The following is a 16747-nucleotide window of genomic DNA, read 5'->3' as shown; positions in this document are numbered from 1 at the left end:
GTCGTGAACTGCCGCACTTTTATCCGCATCGGCGGGAATTTATAGGTAAGGCCGAACTGGAACCGGGTGTCCAGATCGCCGCCTAGCGCAAAACCGAAATCAAACGACGCGCCCGCCATCGTCGCGCCCGCTCCGGCCGTGAAGCCTGACCCGTCGTCCTCAAGAAATCTGTAGCCCACCCGCAATGCCCCGTATTTTTCAAACAGCAGCTCCATGCCCACGCGCAGGCGGTTCGCTTCTTCCTGATAGTAGCGCAGATAATCGGCGGTGAACATTACGCCCCGGTCAAGCTCGTCAACTTTCCGGTAGGAGGCGCCGCCGCGCAGAATGAGCGGCAGGGTGGCGCTGTCTTCGAGATAGGTCAGTTCGCCGCTGGCGTTGGTTACGGATACGCCGAGCGTCGTGTTGTAATCTTTTAAATTCGCCAGATAGCCGGCGTCGGCGGACAGGGCGGATGCTTTCGCGTCGGTCCCGTCGGTGTTGGGCAGGCGCGAACTGATCATTTTAGCCGACAGGCCAACGCTGTGCTCCACCGTGGTTTTGCTCAGCCGCGACAGAAATAACGTGCTTTCGTAAACTTTCTCGGAATAACTGGCGGTCAGCACGAAGTCGCCGCCGGCGTTGCGCGATTCTCCCGTCCGCAAAATAGACCCGTCGCTCGCGAGCTGGTTCCAGCCTATGGTTCCGTTCTGGGAAAACAGCAGCCCAAACGCCAGCCGCGGCTGTGAGGTGCCTGAAATTCCATAAAACGGCAGCGGAAACGCCAGCGCGTAATATTGCAGTCTGGTATCAGAAACGCCGCGGAAAAAAGTGCCGCCTATTTCCATGGTTTTTATCGAGGCCAGACCCGCAGGATTGTAAGACAGCCCGTAGATGTCGTCTGCCACGGCTACATAGGAGCCGCCCAGTCCCATCGGCCGGGCTCCTATATCCAGTTTAAGAACCGGCATGGCGCTTACCCCGGCTGAGACCGCGCCCGCCCGCGCGCAAAACCCGCCCAGCGAAATCGCCGCCGCGCATATTGCCCGTAAAAAGGCCGAAGTTGGTTTTGCCGGATATCTCATAGCGCGGTCAATGTATCACCACTATTTTATTCGTGGCGTTAAAACCCGGGCCGGAAGCGTAAAGGAAATACAGCCCGCTGGCTACGGTATGGCCTTCGCTGTTGCGCCCGTCCCATTCGATGTTTCCCTTGCCCGCGGCAATGGCGCCGCTGAACAGTTCTTTTACCAGCAGGCCGTCAAGCGTGTAGATGCGGAGTTTAAGTTCGCCGTCCCGCGTTGATTTGTACAGGATATAGGCTTTTTCCTTCGCCGGATTGAAAATGTTGTTCCATACGGTGATGCCGTCGGCGTCCGCGGCCAGATTAAGCCCCTGGGTTATGCCGAGCGATACCGCGCTGTTCGTCGCGCCCAGCATTGCACTGCGCACGGTGCCGAACAGTTCCAGGTAAACCGCGCCCACAGCCGGGAACCGCGTGGCGAAACCCGGCAGCAGTTTCACTTTGCCCACATAGGCGTTCTTCTCCGTGTCTTTAACCGGGACCCGGCTGATTTCCAGATAAGTGCCGGGAGTATCCGGCTCGGCTTTTGTGCCGGCAAGTATGTTCATGTTGCTGTCGCGCAGCTGCGCGTAGGCGAAAGTTTCCACCGTAGCCGTCATGGTTGAAGGAGTCCACACGGGCGTGGTGCCGGAGTTGTCGTTGTAATAATAGGTATTATAGGGAACCGTGAATTTGATTTCGTCGTTGTCAAATTCCGCGCTTATTTTTTCGGCTATGGCGCTGTCAGCGGAGGAGAAATCGAAAGTCAATGTATAAGTGCCGGTGCTGCTGTCGGCGCAGTTGTAGTAGTACGAATTCGGCCCGGCCGTGACGACAACGTAGTACCGGCCCGCGGCGGGGATGTCGGCTTCCAGAATTTCCGTTTCTTTCGTGCTGTAGCACAGGCCCGTATCTGGACAGGTGCCATACAGCGTGGGGTTGGCGATATCGGGGCTGGTGAACTGGCTTACCACGTTCCCGTATAAATCCAGAATCATGGGGATCTGCACATTGAAAATGCCGTCGCCTGCCGAGGGCCTACGGATTTTGATCCTGATTTTTCCGGCCGGCATGGGCACCGAATAATAATCCTCGTCGTATGCGGGATAAATCGTGGCGGACAGGGTTACCGTGGAACCGCTTACGCTGGCGGCCACGGCGGCGCCGTTGTTGGGTTCGTAGCTGTCGCCGCCGGACGGGTCGGCGATATCGTGGTTGGCGAACGCGGTTTCGATTTTGGTAAGGATTGAAGTGAGCGTGCTGCCCGTGTAGTACTGCCGGGCCACATATTCCATGCCGTCTTTCAGCTGCATGAACGTGTCGGGAAAAAAGAACATCGCGTTCCAGACAAGAAAATCCGAAACCGGCATCCGGACGTTCGCCGCCCAGCTGGCCGGGAACGTGTTTGTGCCCAGGTAGGTGGAGGAGCCGGCGCTACTGTCGCGCAGCGACCAGAGCGCCTGACTCAGGATAACGCTGTCGTCATGCACTTCGCCGTCCCAGTCGCCGAGTTTCCTGCAGACGGCGGCGGTTGTGGCGCAGTCGGTGGCGAGCAGATGGCGCACGACACCTTCTCCGAAACTGTTTTTCAGAAAATCGCCGAAATTGGTTGTCAGCGGCGTGAAATCGGTGTCTTCCGCGCGCAGTGAAGTGAGCGACCAGTAATCGGCGTATGCTTCCATCAGCGCGCCAGACTCTCCGTAATAGAGCATGGGATACATGTGAGCCTGCACGCCGTGGGTATACTCATGGCGGATAATCGTCGCGTCCAGCCCGAAAGAGCGATAGCCGTTGACGGAACTGTCCCACAGCCCGTCGCCGAACATCATATTGTCGTGCTCGCTGTCATAAAAAGCGTTGAGCATGCCTACCGAGGAATCGTCCGGCGCGCCGTGCGCGTGCGCCATGACCGGCAGATGAAAATTCATATTCAGCGAGGGGTTCGTGGCGCCGTTCACGCCGGACATATAAAACTGGTGCATTTCGTTCAGGTGATAAAACAGGTTCGCTTCAACGCGGTTGCCGGCGGGAATGTAATCGGTGTTCCAGATGAAGCTGGACGTGGTGTTCACATAGCCGGTCTGCGTGAGATACAGATAGCTGGAATAATCAATCTGGTAACCGTAATAATCGCCGGGGCCGTCGGCGCTGGCGGCCAGCGTGACAGTGTAACTGGTGCCTTCGACCGGCGCGCCGTAAAACGCATAATCGCGCCAGGTGGTGTAGCCTGCGAGATTATGCCCGTTGGGAATGGAAACCGACAGCTGGTCGTCAACCAGAAACGAGCTGTTTTCATCCATCGCGCCGACTTTGAAGCCCTCCGTGAAATGCGGCATCACCTTGACCGCGCCGGCCGCCACCGTAACGGTCGAGGAATAAATTCTGCCCGGCAGGTACGGGTGCGCGCTTCCGGAACTTACCGCCACCTGACTCCAGGTGCCGCCGCCATTGTCATAATGCGCGCTCCGGTCGGTCATGTTGATCACGGAAAAATACGGGCCTTTAAGCGAGGCGAATATGCGGCCGTCATAACTGCTGTAACTGTAATAACCGTTTCCGTCGGTGGTTGTAACGCGGTTGGGGGTTTGCACCCACACATACTGGTTTCGCACGGGTTTGACAGTATAATCCGTGTAATTGTACAGGTTCGGATAAAGATTGTACACTTGGGCGTTGATCGTGCCGTATGTGGCCGTTATGCGGTTGCTGTAGCGCAGCAGAATCGCGCCAGAATTGGCGTCAATCAGATAAATCCATGAATCGCCGCCGGACCCGTAGGCTTTCAGTTTCCAAGCGAGATGGACAGCTCCGTCCTCTTTCGACGGGTAGTAAACCAGTTCCGCTGTTTTTGAGGCCCTGCCAGAGCAGTCCGCCGCGGCGGCTGCCTGCGCCGCGTCTTTTGAAAGCGTCGGGTTGGGCGGCACCGCCGCGGCATCCGTCGCGTAGCTGGACTGGTAATATGCGATTTCGCCGTTGTTCGTGACATGCACTTTCACATATCCGCCATGCACGGGAAGTCCGTTCACATATTGATCAAAACGCAGATGGTTGACGCCCAGCGCGGTTACCTGCGTGCTTACCCTTATGTTGTCGGGATTGACCTTAAGGAAACTGCTGTTGTCCGCAAGAAACTGCCGCGCGGCTTTTTCCGGCGCACCGGAGTATTTCAGGTTCGAGCCGCCTTTGAGCACTTCCGGCGCGCCCGTGCGGTTGGAATATGACACCTTCCACGCCGCCGAGGTTTTCGCGCGGAACTGAGCCAGCGCTTTATAATCACCGTCGGAGGGTGTTGCCCAGATTTTGCTTTTGGCTGAAGGTTTTACACCGAAACGCACGGAGTCCCGCTTCATTCCGTCAGTGGGCAACGCCGCCCGGGCCGGAGCGGCGAGAAAAGAAATCAGGAAAATGAACGCGAAACCGCGCGTGTTTGACAATAAAGACATCCTGTACAGTATAGCATACCGTTTAACATGGCGAAAAGAGGAAAGCGGGTACCTCCTACAGGATTCGAACCTGCAACCCTCTGCTCCGAAGGCAGATGCTCTATCCAGTTGAGCTAAGGAGGCGCACTTGCAATGCAGCCATTATATCATTTTCCGTCAGCGGAGCCGAATGCCGTGGCGGTCATTGAAACGTTTTCAAATTTTTTGGATAATCAGATGGTGCCCGTACACAGTGCCGGCACCACATCCGGGAGGAAAGTATTATGAAAAAATTAGTCGTATTGGTGTCAGCCCTGCTGGTTCCGGCCGGTTCTGTGTTTGCCCAGATCGCTTCTGACAGCAAGTTCGCCTCTCCTGTCAAACCGGGAACCGCCGTCGCTGAAACAGCCGTGCCCGCCGTCCTGACGCTTGACAGCGCGGCGCTGGCCGCCGGTGTCGAGAATAAAATGCCCGTCGGCGAAGCCACAACCTTCACCGAAGCGGAGAAAGTGTATTGCTGGACCAGATTCGGTTCCGTCAGCGCGTCCGCCAGCGTCAGGCATGTATGGTATCTTGGCGCGGAGAAGATGCTGGAAGTGGAGCTTCAGGTTCCTTCTTCCGGCTACCGGACCTACAGCTACAAGACCGTGGTTCCCGGCAGTTGGAAGGTGGAGGTGGTGGATGCCGCAGGCACGGTGCTCAAGACTCTTGAGTTCACCGTGGCCAAAACGGAAACCCCCGCGGAACCCCCGGCGCCGGACCCGGTTTCACAGGCGCAGCCTGCGGTCAAATAATAGCCGCGGGTGTTTGTTTTTACGGGCCTCCGCCGCGGGGAAGACCCGTTTTATTGCAATTGAAAACAATACCGCCGATGTAATATAATACAGAAGCCGGCGGCGTTTGCGCCGCAATTAAATTTATTAAGGAAGACCGAACTATGGGTGGACATTCACACTGGGCAGGCATCAAGCATAAAAAAGCGCTTGTGGACGCTAAAAAAGGCAAAGTTTTCACCAAGATTATCCGCGAAATCACCATCGCCGCCAAAATGGGCGGCGGCGACATGGAAACAAACGCGCGTCTGCGCAAAGCGGTGGATGACGCCAAGGCGGCCAATATGCCCGCCGACAACATCAAACGCGGCATCATGAAAGGCACGGGCCAGCTGCCCGGCGCGATTTACGAGGAACTTACCTACGAGGGGTATGGCCCGGCGAAAATAGCGGTGATTGTGGAAACCACGACCGACAACAAAAACCGCACTTTTTCCGAGCTGAGAAAGATTTTTGAGAACGGAGGCGGCGGAATCGGCAGCACCGGGTGCGTTTCCTATATGTTCCAGAAAAAAGGCGTGCTGATTGTGAAGAAATCGGCCATGAGCGAGGATGATCTGATGACCGTCGCACTGGAAGCCGGCGCGGAGGACGTGCAGTCGCCCGAGGGCGAAGTGTTTGAAGTAATCACCGCCTACGACCAGTTTGACGCGGTCAAAAAAGCCATGGAAGCCAAAGGCATTGCGCTCGAAAGCGCCGAGCAGACCATGCTGCCGGACAATGAAGTGAAAGTGTCGGACAGGGAAGAGGCCGCCAAGATCGTGCGTTTCATGGACAATCTGGAGTCGCACGACGATGTGAAAAATGTCTATGCGAATTTCGACATACCCGATGCAATCCTCGCGGAAATTGACGGCTGAGCTGAGAATTCTCGGAATTGATCCCGGTCTGGACAGAACGGGTTGGGCGGTAGTGGCAAAGCAGGGAACCGCCGACCCGTTTCTTGTTTCCAGCGGGCTGCTGCACACCGGCTCCGGGCTGCCGTTTCCGAAGCGGCTGGAGCGGCTGTTTACAGGCATGACGGAAATAATCAGAACAACCGGACCGTCGGCCGTGGCGATGGAAAAAATGTTTTTCGCCAAAAGCGCGGCAAGCGTGGCGCAGACGGTGCAGGCGCGCGGGGTGCTGCTGCTCGCGGCGGGGCTGGCGGGGCTGGAAACAGCCGAATATTCCCCGTCGGCGGCAAAAGCCGCCGTAACCGGCAGCGGAACTGCCCGTAAAGCGCAGATGCAGCGTATGGTGCAGGTGATTCTGAAACTGCAGGATCCCCTTTCGCCCGACGATGTGGCTGATGCCGCCGCGCTTGCGCTCACCCATATCCGCGCCGCGCCGTTCCGGGCGGCCTGCGCCGCCGGGCGCTTGACAGGATGACCGACTATGATCGCATACCTTAAAGGTGAAATAATCCGCGCGCGCGCTGAAACCGTGATAGTTTCCGTTAACGGAGTGGGATATTGCGTCAATATGGCGCAGCTGAGCGCGGGCACGCTGGCGCAGGGCGAGGAAGCAGAGCTTTTTATCGCGCAGTCTTTTTCGCAGTTTGACGGGCCGCTGCTGTATGGTTTCCTGGCGGAAAGCGAGCAGGAGCTGTTTGAGCTGTTCCGGTCTGAAATTCCCAAAACCGGCGCGAAAAAAGCGCTGGAATACCTTAACAAAGCACTGAAAAGCCTGCCGGATTTCAAGGCGGCTGTTGTCAAGGGTGATGCGCGCGTTCTGCGCGCGATATTCGGGTTTTCGCCGAAGACGTCGGAAAAGCTGATCTCCGCCCTGCGCGACAAGATTGACGCGCTTGACATAGGCGGCGGCGCCCGGCTCCGCGCCGACGGTTTTGGCGGCGCGCCACAGCTTGAGCAGGTGTTGAGCGCGTTGACAAGCCTGGGCTATACCGCGCCGCAGGCCAGAAAAGCGATTTCGGGCCTTGAGCGGGACGGGGTAACGGCTGCCGACAGCGTGGAAGATCTGATCCGCAGGTCGTTAAGGATACTGTCGGCATGAACCGCAACGAAATGCTTTCATCAAAATCACTGGGCGGAGAGAAAGGCGGATTGGAAACCGCTTTGCGGCCCTGCGCGTTGTGCGAGTTCACGGGGCAGGACAAGGTGCGCGAGAACCTGCGCGTATTTATCGCCGCGGCCAAAGCGCGGGGCGAGGCGCTGGATCACAGCCTTTTTTATTCTCCGCCGGGGCTGGGCAAAACAACGCTGGCGTATATACTGGCGCGGGAGATGGGGGTCAATATAAAAGTGACCGCCGGGCCCGTGCTGTCGCGGCCGGGCGATCTGGCGGCCATGCTCACCACCGAACTGGCGGACGGCGATATTCTGTTTATTGACGAGATTCACCGCCTTAACCCCGCGGTTGAGGAAGCGCTGTATCCCGCGATGGAAGATTTCACTTTTTTTATCAATACCGGCAAAGGTCCCGGCTCGACCACGCTCAAACTGGCGGTTCCGCGGTTTACGCTTATCGGGGCGACGACCCGCAGCGGCCTGCTGACCGGCCCGCTGCGCGACCGGTTCGGCATAGTGCTCAATCTGGGTTTTTATGAAATCGGGGAGCTGGCTCAGATTCTGAAGCGCTCGGCGAGCCTGCTTGATATAGAAGCCGATGCCGCCGGTGTTATGGAAGTGGCGCGCCGCTCGCGCGGCACTCCCCGCATTGCCAACCGGCTGCTGCGGCGGGTGCGCGATTTCGCGCAGGTGCGGGGAAACGGCACGATAACGCGCGAACTGGCCGAGTCCGCTATGGATTCTCTTGAAATAGACAGCGAGGGGCTCGATCCCGTTGACCGCAGGATTTTGCTGGCGATCTGCTCCAAATTCGGCGGCGGGCCGGTGGGGGTGGACACGTTGGCGGTGGCCGTGTCCGAGGAAGTGGACACGATCACCGACGTGATTGAGCCTTTTCTTATCAAGGCGGGGTTTCTGGCCCGCACTCCGCGCGGCCGGCTGGCTTCCAAAAAAGCGTTTAAGCATCTTGGACTTGCCCGGCCCGCGCAGTCGCAGACCCTGTTTTAGCATGAACCGTAAAATATTCCTTTCAATTTTTTTCTGCTTGTGCGCGGGCGGCCCGCTTTGCGCGGGAATGCCGTCGGAAAAAGGGATAATACGGATAAATCTGGCGGAAAATCTGACGTTTGCCGATATCGGCATAACCGGCAAAACGCTGGTGGCGGATCTTAATACCGGCAAAAAATTCAAAATTCCCGCGCCGACGACATTCGGCGTGCGGCCGCTGGGCGCGGACAATATCAGGATAGCCTCCTACACTTTCAGCTCCGCGTTGCGGCTTACGCCTTATGTGCGGACCGACCGGCTGACTTATTCCGGCAAAAGCTATCGCGGCAGCATTGTCGCGCGAGCCGACGGCAAAGGTTCCTTCACCCTTATCGAGGAACTGGGGCTGGAGGAGTATCTGTACGGCGTTCTGCCCATAGAAATGAGCCCGGCCTGGCCGATCGAGGCGTTGAAGGCGCAGGCTGTCGCGGCGCGCACCTACGCGCTTTATAACATGACGCCGGACAGCAAAAACGGGTTCGATCTTTATTCCGACGTGCGGGATCAGGCGTATGTGGGCGCGTCGCGCGACTGCGATTCCGTGCTGGAAGCGGTGCGCGCCACGGAAGGAGAGGTGCTCACTTACGACGGCAATCTTATTCCGGCGTTTTATCACGCGAACTGCGGCGGCAAAACCTCGCCGCCGGCATGGGGGAAAGGCGAGTCGGATCCTATTCCGCCGCTACGCGGCGTCAGCTGCGGCTACTGCGGATTTTCAAAAAATTATGAGTGGGACGTTTCCCTTTCAGCCCGGAAACTTCTTACATTTCTCGCTTCGTACGGCCATAAGGCGGAGCGGATCAAGCGGATAACCGTGTCCGACCGCAACGACGCGGGCCGCGTTTCCGCGTTCGAGTTCAAAACCGACGAGGATGATTATACCGTAAAAACGTCCGATCTGCGCAAGTATTTCGGAGCGTCGTTTCTGCGCAGTTCCTACATAAAGAAAGTTTATGCGCACGGCGGGGATTTTATTTTTGAAGGCCGGGGTTACGGGCACGGAGTCGGCATGTGCCAGGACGGCGCGAAAGGGCTTGCCGAACGCGGTTACAAATACACGCTTATTCTGCGCCGCTATTATCCGAGCGCCAGGCTGATGGACTGGCGCGACGTGAAATGATATGGATCTGAAACGTTTTGAACAACTGCGCGCCGACCGCTTCATCGCCGCGGCTCCCGCCGAGCCGCGCGATTCTTCGCGCCTGATGCTGCTGGAGCGCGCGACGGGCGGCATCGCGCACCTTGTGTTTCGCGATATCGAGCGGGTTTTCCGGCCCGGCGATCTGCTCGTGCTCAACGATTCCAAAGTTTTTCCGGCCCGCATAACCGGCCGCAAACCGACCGGCGGCCGAATAGGGCTTCTGCTGATGAGCGAGCGCGAGCCGGGTTTGTGGGAAGCGATCGGTTCCGGCAGCAGATTAAACGCGGCCATACAGTTTGAAGACGGCGTTACCGCGCTGGCCGTAGAAAATTGCGGCGGCGGCAAATGGCTTTTCAGATTCAGCACGCGCGATGTGCTGGGTTACGCGCTCAAGCACGGCAATATGCCGCTGCCGCCGTATATAGAGAAACTGCGCCGCAGGCTTAACGAAAGCGTCAGCGCGCCGCAGGACCGGCAGCGCTACCAGACGGTTTACGCCAGGACAACCGGCTCGATCGCCGCGCCTACGGCGGGGTTCCATTTTACCGCCGAACTGCTGGAGCGCGTGAAAGCGCGCGGCGTAGTCGTTGCGTATGTCACGCTGCACGTCGGCTGGGGCACGTTCAAGCCTCTGCGCGACAGCTCCGTTGAACAGCATGTCATGCTGCCCGAATACGCCGTAATGCCGGAAGCGACGGCCCGGCTCATCAACGAAACCGTAGCGCGCGGCGGGCGCGTGTTTTCGGCAGGCACCACCAGCACCCGCACGATCGAAAGTTTCAGTTCCGACACCGGCATTGTATCGCCCGGCGCGAAATGGGCGGATCTGTATATTTATCCGCCATACCGGTTCAAGACGGTTTCCGCCCTGATAACCAATTTCCATGTGCCGGATTCAACCCCCATCTGCCTTACCGCCGCTTTCGCCGGCGAGGATTTCCTGTATCGGGCGTATGAGCAGGCTGTAGCGCGGCAATACCGTTTTTATTCATACGGCGACGCGATGCTCATCATTTAAAGGACATGCTGCATGCTTAAAGCCGAAACCATCACCAGCCCCTTTCACATAACCGCCCGGTCGGGCGAAACCAAAGCGCGCGCCGGAGTGCTGTATACCCGCCGAGGCGCGATACATACCCCGGTTTTCATGCCGGTCGCCACGCAGGCCAGCGTCAAGGCGGTTAACGACGAGGATTTGCGGGAGCTGGATGTGGAGTGCATCCTGTCAAATACCTATCACCTGTATCTGCGGCCCGGAACGGGCGCGCTTAAACAGCTGGGCGGGCTGCATAAGTTCATGCGGTGGGACCGCTCGATCCTGACCGATTCCGGCGGATTTCAGGTTTTCAGCCTGTCGGATCTGCGGAAGATAACCGATGAAGGCGTAATCTTCCAGTCCCATCATGACGGGAGCCGCCACCTTTTCACGCCGGAGAACGTGATCCGCTCCCAGTCGGAAATCGGTTCCGACATATGGGTCTGCCTCGACGTGTGCGTGCGCAATCCAGCCGATAAAAAAGAGGCGCTTGGCGGTTTGAAATCCACAAAAAAATGGGCGGAACGGGCGATAGGCGAATATCACAGGGTTGTGCCGGACCAGTCCATCCGGCAAAACCCGGACGGTTCGTTTACCGTGGGGCATCCGCTTATTTTCGGTATTGTGCAGGGCTCGGTTTATCCCGATTTGCGGAAAGAAGCGGCTTTGCACATGCGCGAGCTGCCGGTGCACGGGTACTGCATAGGCGGGCTGTCGGTGGGTGAGGGCAAAGAGGAAATGGGCCTGGCGCTTACCGCCGCGGTTGACCAGCTGCCGGAGGAACGGCCCCGCTATTTCATGGGGCTGGGCTCGCCGCAGGATTTGTGGGACTGCGTGGAGCGCGGCGTTGACATGTTTGACTGCGTGTGGCCTACCCGCACCGCCAGAAACGGGCGGGTGATGACAGCCGACGGCAATATCTATATCCGCAAAACAGAATACCGGCTGGACGAGCGTCCCCTCGATCCGGGCTGTGGTTGTTATACCTGCCGCAACTACTCGCGCGCGTATCTTTCTCACTTGTACCGGTGCGGTGAATTTCTGAGTCACCGGCTGTTGTCAATCCATAACATCGCTTTTCTGGTAAATACCATGAAACAGATCCGCGAAGCGATCTCCCGGGACAGATTCGTCGAGGCCAAACGCGAATATCTGGCCCGCTACAACCGTACATAACCGGCCGGTTTGAAGCCCGGCAAGGCCTTTTTGGGCTCATTGTGCGGACCGCATATTTGTATTATAATTCCCACTGTGAGGACAAACGTGCATATGCAGCTTCGCCGTCGCGTTCTGGCGCGGGTTTTTCGTGCAGCCGTATTGGTGGTTTTTACGGCTGCGGTGTCGGCCGGGCGCGCGGCTGCCGGGCCGGCGGAAGACTGCCTTACGGAAAGCGTAGCGAAACAGAAACTGGAAATATGCTCAAAAGCGATCGCTTCTGCGGATCCCAATACGCCCAAATCGGATATTGCGCGCCTTTATTCCGAACGGTCAGCCGCCGAAACTGTTTTGGGCAAGCCGGATTATGCCATTGACGATATTAACAAGGCGATCACGCTTGATCCGTCCAATGCCACGCTGCACATGTCGGTCGGCGAAATCTACATGCATCTGGGCAAATATGACAAGGCGCTTAAATACCTGATCAAAGCCGCCGAGCTGAAAGCCGGCTCGGACACTGCCGGCTGGGCGCTGTACCTGAAATCCATCTATTATTCCATGCTGGGCCGTTACAGTCTGGCCCAATCGTCGCTTAAATCCGCCCGTCAGATGCTGCCTGACCGGTATGCCGACTATGAAACCGAGAAAGCCGTTTATTCCAGCATAAAGGACAAAAAATACCAGACCAAACTGCTGGAAAGTTTTGAGGCGGGCAAGCGCGAACTGTCAGCCGGGCAGCTGGAACGCGCGGCGGCTTTTTTCAGCGAGTCGCTCGCGTCCAATCCGTCGCTTAAGGAAGCCTCTTCCTGGCTGGGTTCGGTTTATTATGACCAGGGCGACTATCCCCGGGCTTTGCAGGCGCTGCTTGCCGTGCCGGAAGCGGAGCGCTGGAACTATTATATAGCGGCCTGCCAGTTCAGGACGGGGCAGTACGAGAAAGCGCTGGCTTCGTTCCGCGCCGCCGCGAAGGACGGGCCGGATAAAAACCGCGGCGAGGACAACAAGCAGGAAGGCATGAAAGTGCTGACCCTGCTGACCGGGTATTTTGACAATGTCAAAAAAGGCGACAAAGCCGGTGATCAGGGCGACACCGCCGGCGCGCTTGAAGCCTATGAGAAAGCCCGCGGCTACCTCGAAACATCGGAGATCAAAGCGCTTATTGAAACCCAGACCGATATCCTCAACCGGAAAAATTCGCAGATTCCCGGCGCCGCCGCGGAGCCGGAACCGGAAAGCTCGTCGGTTCTGCGCACGGCCGCAATAACTGTTCTGGTGCTTGCTCTGGTAATTCTTGCCATCGTGAAAATCAAAAACGGCATTGCGCGCGACCGGGTGCAGCGCTGGGAAAATTTTGTTGCGCGGGTGCTCTCGCTGCCGTATCGGGACGCATTCTCGCTTTACTGCGATTATAAAGACCGCAATCCTTATGATGCGCCGCGCCTTGCCCGCCGGATGATCGAGTTTGTCGCCAATTCCTGCGATTTTGAGCTGGTCAAGGTTTTCGCCGCTGAATTTGAGGAGGAGGACCGCAACCGGTTTATCGCGGCTTCCGCCGCGGCTTTCATACGGCAGGGCGGTTTTGCCAACTGCATTGACGCGCTGGGCCTGATCAATGAAATTCCTTTTGAGCAGTGGGATGACGGCGCGGTTTTCATCTTCGTCAACGCGCATGTGCTGTGCGATCCGGTGCTGTTTGACAAGTCGTCCGGCGATATGCGCGACATCTGGGCGCCCGGCATCATGCCGGAGGCGTATTTCCTGCTCGCGCGGGTCTACGCGCGCAGAGGCGAGATGGGGTTTGCTTTGAGGGTGATGGAGCATCTGCCGCAATACAGCTGGTCCGATCCGCACTGGCTGCTGTATCTGAGGAGCATGTTCGCGGCGGGCGGGATCGCCAAAATAGAGCTCAATCATGTGCCTGACGAATACAAGATCATTGTGGTTGAGGAACTGTTCAAGGCCGGCCTGCTCAAGCGGGTTGCCAACCATTTGAACGATCTGTCGCGCCAGCGCTGGCGGCCTGAATACTTCTTTTATATGTTTTTCATAAGCCTCAAAGGCAAATTCGACGAATCGTGGGAGTATTACAATTTGTTTTCCGAATCGTTTCCTGTAGGGAAGTTCAGCCGGGTGCACTATATGTTCGCGCTTTTATGCGAGCATCTGGGGAAGCATGAAAAAGCGCTTTCCATTTATGAAAGTTTCATCAGCGCGAAGAAGTATTACAAGGATATGAACCAAAGGGCCCGGATGATCCGGGAAAAGAAGATTTCCGAGCTGTCGTCCGCCGCCGAACAGCTGCGGCGTATTCTGCCCGCTTCGGTTTTTGCGGGCGGTTGACCGGGCCGGGTATTGCGCGCGGCGGGATTTATGTAAAATGAGATGCAGGCAAAAAATCACCGAGGAGCAACAATCATGGAAAACAGCGTCAGCTATAAGGATCTTGGTTTTGTAAACACCAGGGAGATGTTTGATAAGGCCATGAAAGGCGGCTACGCGATACCCGCTTACAATTTCAATAATATGGAGCAGCTGCAGGCTATTCTTACCGCCTGCGTTAAAAGCGGTTCGCCGGTAATTTTGCAGGTTTCCAAAGGCGCGCGGGAATACGCGAATTCAACGCTTCTGCGCTGGATGGGCCGCGGCGGCGTGGAAATGGCGGGCGAACTTGCCAAAGCCGAAGGCAAAAATGCGGTTCCGGTCGCGCTGCATCTGGATCACGGCGACACTTTCGAAATCTGCAAGGAATGCATTGATAACGGGTTTTCCTCGGTTATGATTGACGGTTCGCATCTGTCTTATGAGGAAAATATCGCGGTGACGAAAAAAGTTGTGGAATACGCGCGTCCGCGCGGCGTAACGGTGGAGGGGGAACTGGGTGTGCTTGCCGGCATCGAGGACGAAGTTCACGCGGAACATTCCAACTATACCGATCCCGCGCAGGTGGAGGACTTCGTAAAGCGCACCGGCGTGGATTCGCTGGCCATTTCCATAGGCACAAGTCACGGCGCGTATAAATTCAAGGTCAAGCCTGGCGAGAGCGTGCCGCCTCTGCGGTTTGATATTCTTGAGGAAGTGGAACGCCGGATTCCGGGGTTTCCGATTGTGCTGCACGGTTCGTCCAGCGTGCCGGCGGAATATATCGAGATGATCAATAAATACGGCGGCAAGATGGAGGCCGCGGTCGGCATTCCCGAGGAGCAGCTGCGCAGGGCGGCCAAGTCGGCCGTCTGCAAGATCAACATTGATTCAGACGGGCGGCTGGTGATGACGGCCGCCATCCGTAAAGTTTTTGTGGAAAAGCCGGGCGAATTCGATCCGCGCAAGTATCTTGGCCCGGCGCGCGCCGAACTGGTGAAGATGTATATGGCCAAGAATGAAAACGTGCTGGGCAGCGCCGGCCGGGTTTAGGCCGTAACCGCTTGAATCGGGAACCCGCCCCCGCAATTGCGGGGGCGGGGTTTTTTATTCCCGGAAATTTTTTTTGCAAGCAGGGCGGGCGCGGGAAATCGGGCGGGGGGCGCCAGGCCGAAGAACCGTCGGGGCGGGAAAACGCCGCCTGAAAAAACAGCCTTCCTGTTACGGAAGGCTGTCTGCGAAACGGGCGCCGGAGTCAATGCCGGGCTTCTATGTTGGCTAGATACTCGTCGCTGAAATCCGCGCTGGCTTTGTCGTCCATGCCTTTGCGCGAGTACGCCAGCCCGCGGTAAAAGAAGTATTGCGGGCCGCGTTTTATGGCGACGGCGTGGGAGAAATCCTCAATGGCTTTATCGTCGCTGAGGATGCTGAAATAGGCCAGCCCCCGGTTGCTGTAGGCGTCAATGTTCTGCGGTTCCATCTGGACCACGCGGCCGAAATCGCGCAGGCTCATTTCCGGCAGATTGAGCCGGCGGTAAGTTATCGCGCGGGCCAGGTACACGTTCGCGTCTTCCAGACCGGCTTCTATCGCGTGATTGAAATCCGCCAGCGCGGAGTTGTATTTCCCCAGCTTGAAGCTGAGCTGTCCGTGCAGATAAAAGGCCTCGGCATTATACGGATCGCTGCTGGTGATTATGTCAAGACAGTTGATTGCCAGCGTGTATTCCTGCTCCTGCATATACTGTTTGCTTTTTTCCAGTAAAAATTCATGATTCATAAGCGCTCCGGTATTCTAACGCAGATTTCTGGCGCACCGAAACCCTATGCCGGTGCTCCAGCTGCTCATGGGGGTAAAACTGCGCAATGTGATATTCGCCGACCCGGCGTTGCTCTGCCAGGATCCGCCGCGTGTGACTTTGAATGTACCCGACAGCGGCCCCGCGGGATCTTTTTTCGCCGACGGGTAGGAACTGCTGTACCAGTCGTTCACGAATTCGCTTACGTTGCCTGCCATATCCATAACGCCGTAAGGGCTTTTATCAAGAGGTTTTGATCCCGCAGGCTGGGTGCTGTTTGCTCCGCAGCCTTTCGCTCCGTCGGCTCCGGTGATTACCGCATGTGAACAGGTCGCCGGTGTGCGCCCCCACGGATAAGGATTTTCGGTTTTGCCTTTGGCGGCGAGTTCCCATTCCGCTTCCGTGGGAAGCCGTTTCCCTTTCCAGATGCAGTAATTATTCGCTTCCATCCAGCCTATGCAGTTTATCGGATGCTGATTCCGGTCATTATTGCCCCAGTTGCAGCCTTCTTTTGTCTGGGCCGGAGCATTGCATCGGGTGCTTTTCACGCATTCGGAATACTGCTCCACCGTTACTTCGCGCGTATCAATATAGTAAGGGCTGACGGTAACAGAGTGCCTGTCCGCGTCGGCGCCCATGAAATACCGGCTTTCCGGTATCCCGATCATCCCGGGAATGTCAGGTAATCTTTTTTCTTCAGCTTTTTTTTTAGCTTCTTCCTGTTTTTTCTTTTTTTCTTCCAGCCGTCTGGCGATTTCCGCCTGGCGTCTGGCTTCCGCCTCACGCATTATTTTAAGATCATTTTCCGCTTTAAGTTTTGCGGCTTCCTGCCGGGAGGCCGCTTCCGCCTGACGCTTTTCGTCTTCCGCCTTAAGTTTGGCGGCGGCATCGTCGGCTTTCTGTTT

Annotated in this window: 14 protein-coding genes and 1 tRNA gene; 10 read left to right on the top strand and 5 right to left on the bottom strand. The window is 57.1% G+C overall.

Features of this window, described 5'->3' with window-relative positions; translation table 11 throughout:
- The 3 genes from PHW69_06810 to PHW69_06800 form a co-directional block, all read right to left on the bottom strand.
- A partial coding sequence (locus tag PHW69_06810) for a PorV/PorQ family protein (GenBank protein MDD4004899.1) occupies nucleotides 1–950 on the bottom strand: 950 nt, incomplete at its 3' end.
- A 121-nt stretch (nucleotides 951–1071) separates the two neighbouring features.
- Nucleotides 1072–4485, bottom strand: a complete 3414-nt coding sequence (locus tag PHW69_06805) for a FlgD immunoglobulin-like domain containing protein (protein ID MDD4004898.1) — start codon at nucleotides 4483–4485, stop codon at nucleotides 1072–1074.
- Nucleotides 4486–4534: 49 nt separating this feature from the next.
- Nucleotides 4535–4608, bottom strand: a tRNA-Arg gene (locus PHW69_06800).
- A 140-nt stretch (nucleotides 4609–4748) separates the two neighbouring features.
- Here PHW69_06800 and PHW69_06795 point away from each other — a divergent pair.
- The 10 genes from PHW69_06795 to PHW69_06750 all read left to right on the top strand — a co-directional run bounded on the left by PHW69_06795 (nucleotide 4749) and on the right by PHW69_06750 (nucleotide 15099).
- Nucleotides 4749–5258 carry a DUF2914 domain-containing protein gene (locus tag PHW69_06795; protein ID MDD4004897.1) on the top strand — a complete coding sequence of 170 codons (510 nt, stop codon included), beginning with the start codon at nucleotides 4749–4751 and terminating at the stop codon, nucleotides 5256–5258.
- Between the two features lie 143 nt (nucleotides 5259–5401).
- Nucleotides 5402–6157, top strand: a complete 756-nt coding sequence (locus tag PHW69_06790) for a YebC/PmpR family DNA-binding transcriptional regulator (GenBank protein MDD4004896.1) — start codon at nucleotides 5402–5404, stop codon at nucleotides 6155–6157.
- Nucleotides 6108–6668, top strand: a complete 561-nt coding sequence (ruvC, locus tag PHW69_06785; GenBank protein MDD4004895.1) for a crossover junction endodeoxyribonuclease RuvC — start codon at nucleotides 6108–6110, stop codon at nucleotides 6666–6668. The genes PHW69_06790 and ruvC overlap by 50 nt, the downstream gene beginning before the upstream one ends.
- A 6-nt stretch (nucleotides 6669–6674) precedes the next feature.
- Nucleotides 6675–7292, top strand: coding sequence for a Holliday junction ATP-dependent DNA helicase RuvA (locus PHW69_06780; GenBank protein MDD4004894.1), 618 nt, complete (start codon nucleotides 6675–6677; stop codon nucleotides 7290–7292).
- Nucleotides 7289–8314, top strand: a complete 1026-nt coding sequence (ruvB, locus tag PHW69_06775) for a Holliday junction branch migration DNA helicase RuvB (protein ID MDD4004893.1) — start codon at nucleotides 7289–7291, stop codon at nucleotides 8312–8314. Before PHW69_06780 ends, ruvB begins: the two co-directional genes overlap by 4 nt.
- Nucleotide 8315: 1 nt before the next feature.
- Complete coding sequence (locus PHW69_06770; GenBank protein ID MDD4004892.1) at nucleotides 8316–9473, top strand: SpoIID/LytB domain-containing protein; 1158 nt, start codon at nucleotides 8316–8318, stop codon at nucleotides 9471–9473.
- A gap of 1 nt (nucleotide 9474) precedes the next feature.
- Nucleotides 9475–10512 (top strand): tRNA preQ1(34) S-adenosylmethionine ribosyltransferase-isomerase QueA, encoded by a 1038-nt coding sequence (queA, locus tag PHW69_06765; protein ID MDD4004891.1) that lies wholly within the window; start codon nucleotides 9475–9477, stop codon nucleotides 10510–10512.
- Between the two features lie 12 nt (nucleotides 10513–10524).
- Nucleotides 10525–11706, top strand: a complete 1182-nt coding sequence (gene tgt / locus PHW69_06760) for a tRNA guanosine(34) transglycosylase Tgt (GenBank protein MDD4004890.1) — start codon at nucleotides 10525–10527, stop codon at nucleotides 11704–11706.
- 93 nt (nucleotides 11707–11799) lie between these two features.
- A complete protein-coding gene (locus PHW69_06755) occupies nucleotides 11800–14028 on the top strand; it encodes a tetratricopeptide repeat protein (protein MDD4004889.1) in 2229 nt (742 codons plus the stop codon).
- A gap of 75 nt (nucleotides 14029–14103) precedes the next feature.
- Nucleotides 14104–15099 (top strand): class II fructose-1,6-bisphosphate aldolase, encoded by a 996-nt coding sequence (locus PHW69_06750; protein ID MDD4004888.1) that lies wholly within the window; start codon nucleotides 14104–14106, stop codon nucleotides 15097–15099.
- 202 nt (nucleotides 15100–15301) lie between these two features.
- Here the strand turns inward: PHW69_06750 and PHW69_06745 are convergent, their stop codons facing one another.
- Both PHW69_06745 and PHW69_06740 read right to left on the bottom strand, forming a co-directional pair.
- Entirely contained in the window at nucleotides 15302–15823 is a 522-nt protein-coding gene (locus PHW69_06745; protein ID MDD4004887.1) for a hypothetical protein, read from the bottom strand.
- A gap of 15 nt (nucleotides 15824–15838) precedes the next feature.
- Nucleotides 15839–16747: SUMF1/EgtB/PvdO family nonheme iron enzyme (locus PHW69_06740; GenBank protein ID MDD4004886.1), on the bottom strand; the 909-nt coding region annotated here is incomplete at its 5' end.

The organism is Elusimicrobiaceae bacterium (assembly GCA_028700325.1).
Classification (GTDB): domain Bacteria; phylum Elusimicrobiota; class Elusimicrobia; order Elusimicrobiales; family Elusimicrobiaceae; genus JAQVSV01.
Note: the sequence above shows the minus strand (reverse complement) of the source record. Positions and strands in the feature narration are given on the sequence as shown.

Excerpts from the sequence above, each read along its gene's own strand:
- PHW69_06780 (MDD4004894.1), top strand. The coding sequence starts at position 6,675 with ATGATCGCATACCTTAAAGGTGAAATAATCCGCGCGCGCGCTGAAACC.
- PHW69_06750 (MDD4004888.1), top strand. The coding sequence starts at position 14,104 with ATGGAAAACAGCGTCAGCTATAAGGATCTTGGTTTTGTAAACACCAGG.
- queA (MDD4004891.1), top strand. The coding sequence starts at position 9,475 with ATGGATCTGAAACGTTTTGAACAACTGCGCGCCGACCGCTTCATCGCC.
- PHW69_06770 (MDD4004892.1), top strand. The coding sequence starts at position 8,316 with ATGAACCGTAAAATATTCCTTTCAATTTTTTTCTGCTTGTGCGCGGGC.
- tgt (MDD4004890.1), top strand. The coding sequence starts at position 10,525 with ATGCTTAAAGCCGAAACCATCACCAGCCCCTTTCACATAACCGCCCGG.
- PHW69_06795 (MDD4004897.1), top strand. The coding sequence starts at position 4,749 with ATGAAAAAATTAGTCGTATTGGTGTCAGCCCTGCTGGTTCCGGCCGGT.
- ruvB (MDD4004893.1), top strand. The coding sequence starts at position 7,289 with ATGAACCGCAACGAAATGCTTTCATCAAAATCACTGGGCGGAGAGAAA.
- PHW69_06790 (MDD4004896.1), top strand. The coding sequence starts at position 5,402 with ATGGGTGGACATTCACACTGGGCAGGCATCAAGCATAAAAAAGCGCTT.
- PHW69_06745 (MDD4004887.1), bottom strand. The coding sequence starts at position 15,823 with ATGAATCATGAATTTTTACTGGAAAAAAGCAAACAGTATATGCAGGAG.
- ruvC (MDD4004895.1), top strand. The coding sequence starts at position 6,108 with ATGCGAATTTCGACATACCCGATGCAATCCTCGCGGAAATTGACGGCT.
- PHW69_06755 (MDD4004889.1), top strand. The coding sequence starts at position 11,800 with ATGCAGCTTCGCCGTCGCGTTCTGGCGCGGGTTTTTCGTGCAGCCGTA.
- PHW69_06805 (MDD4004898.1), bottom strand. The coding sequence starts at position 4,485 with ATGTCTTTATTGTCAAACACGCGCGGTTTCGCGTTCATTTTCCTGATT.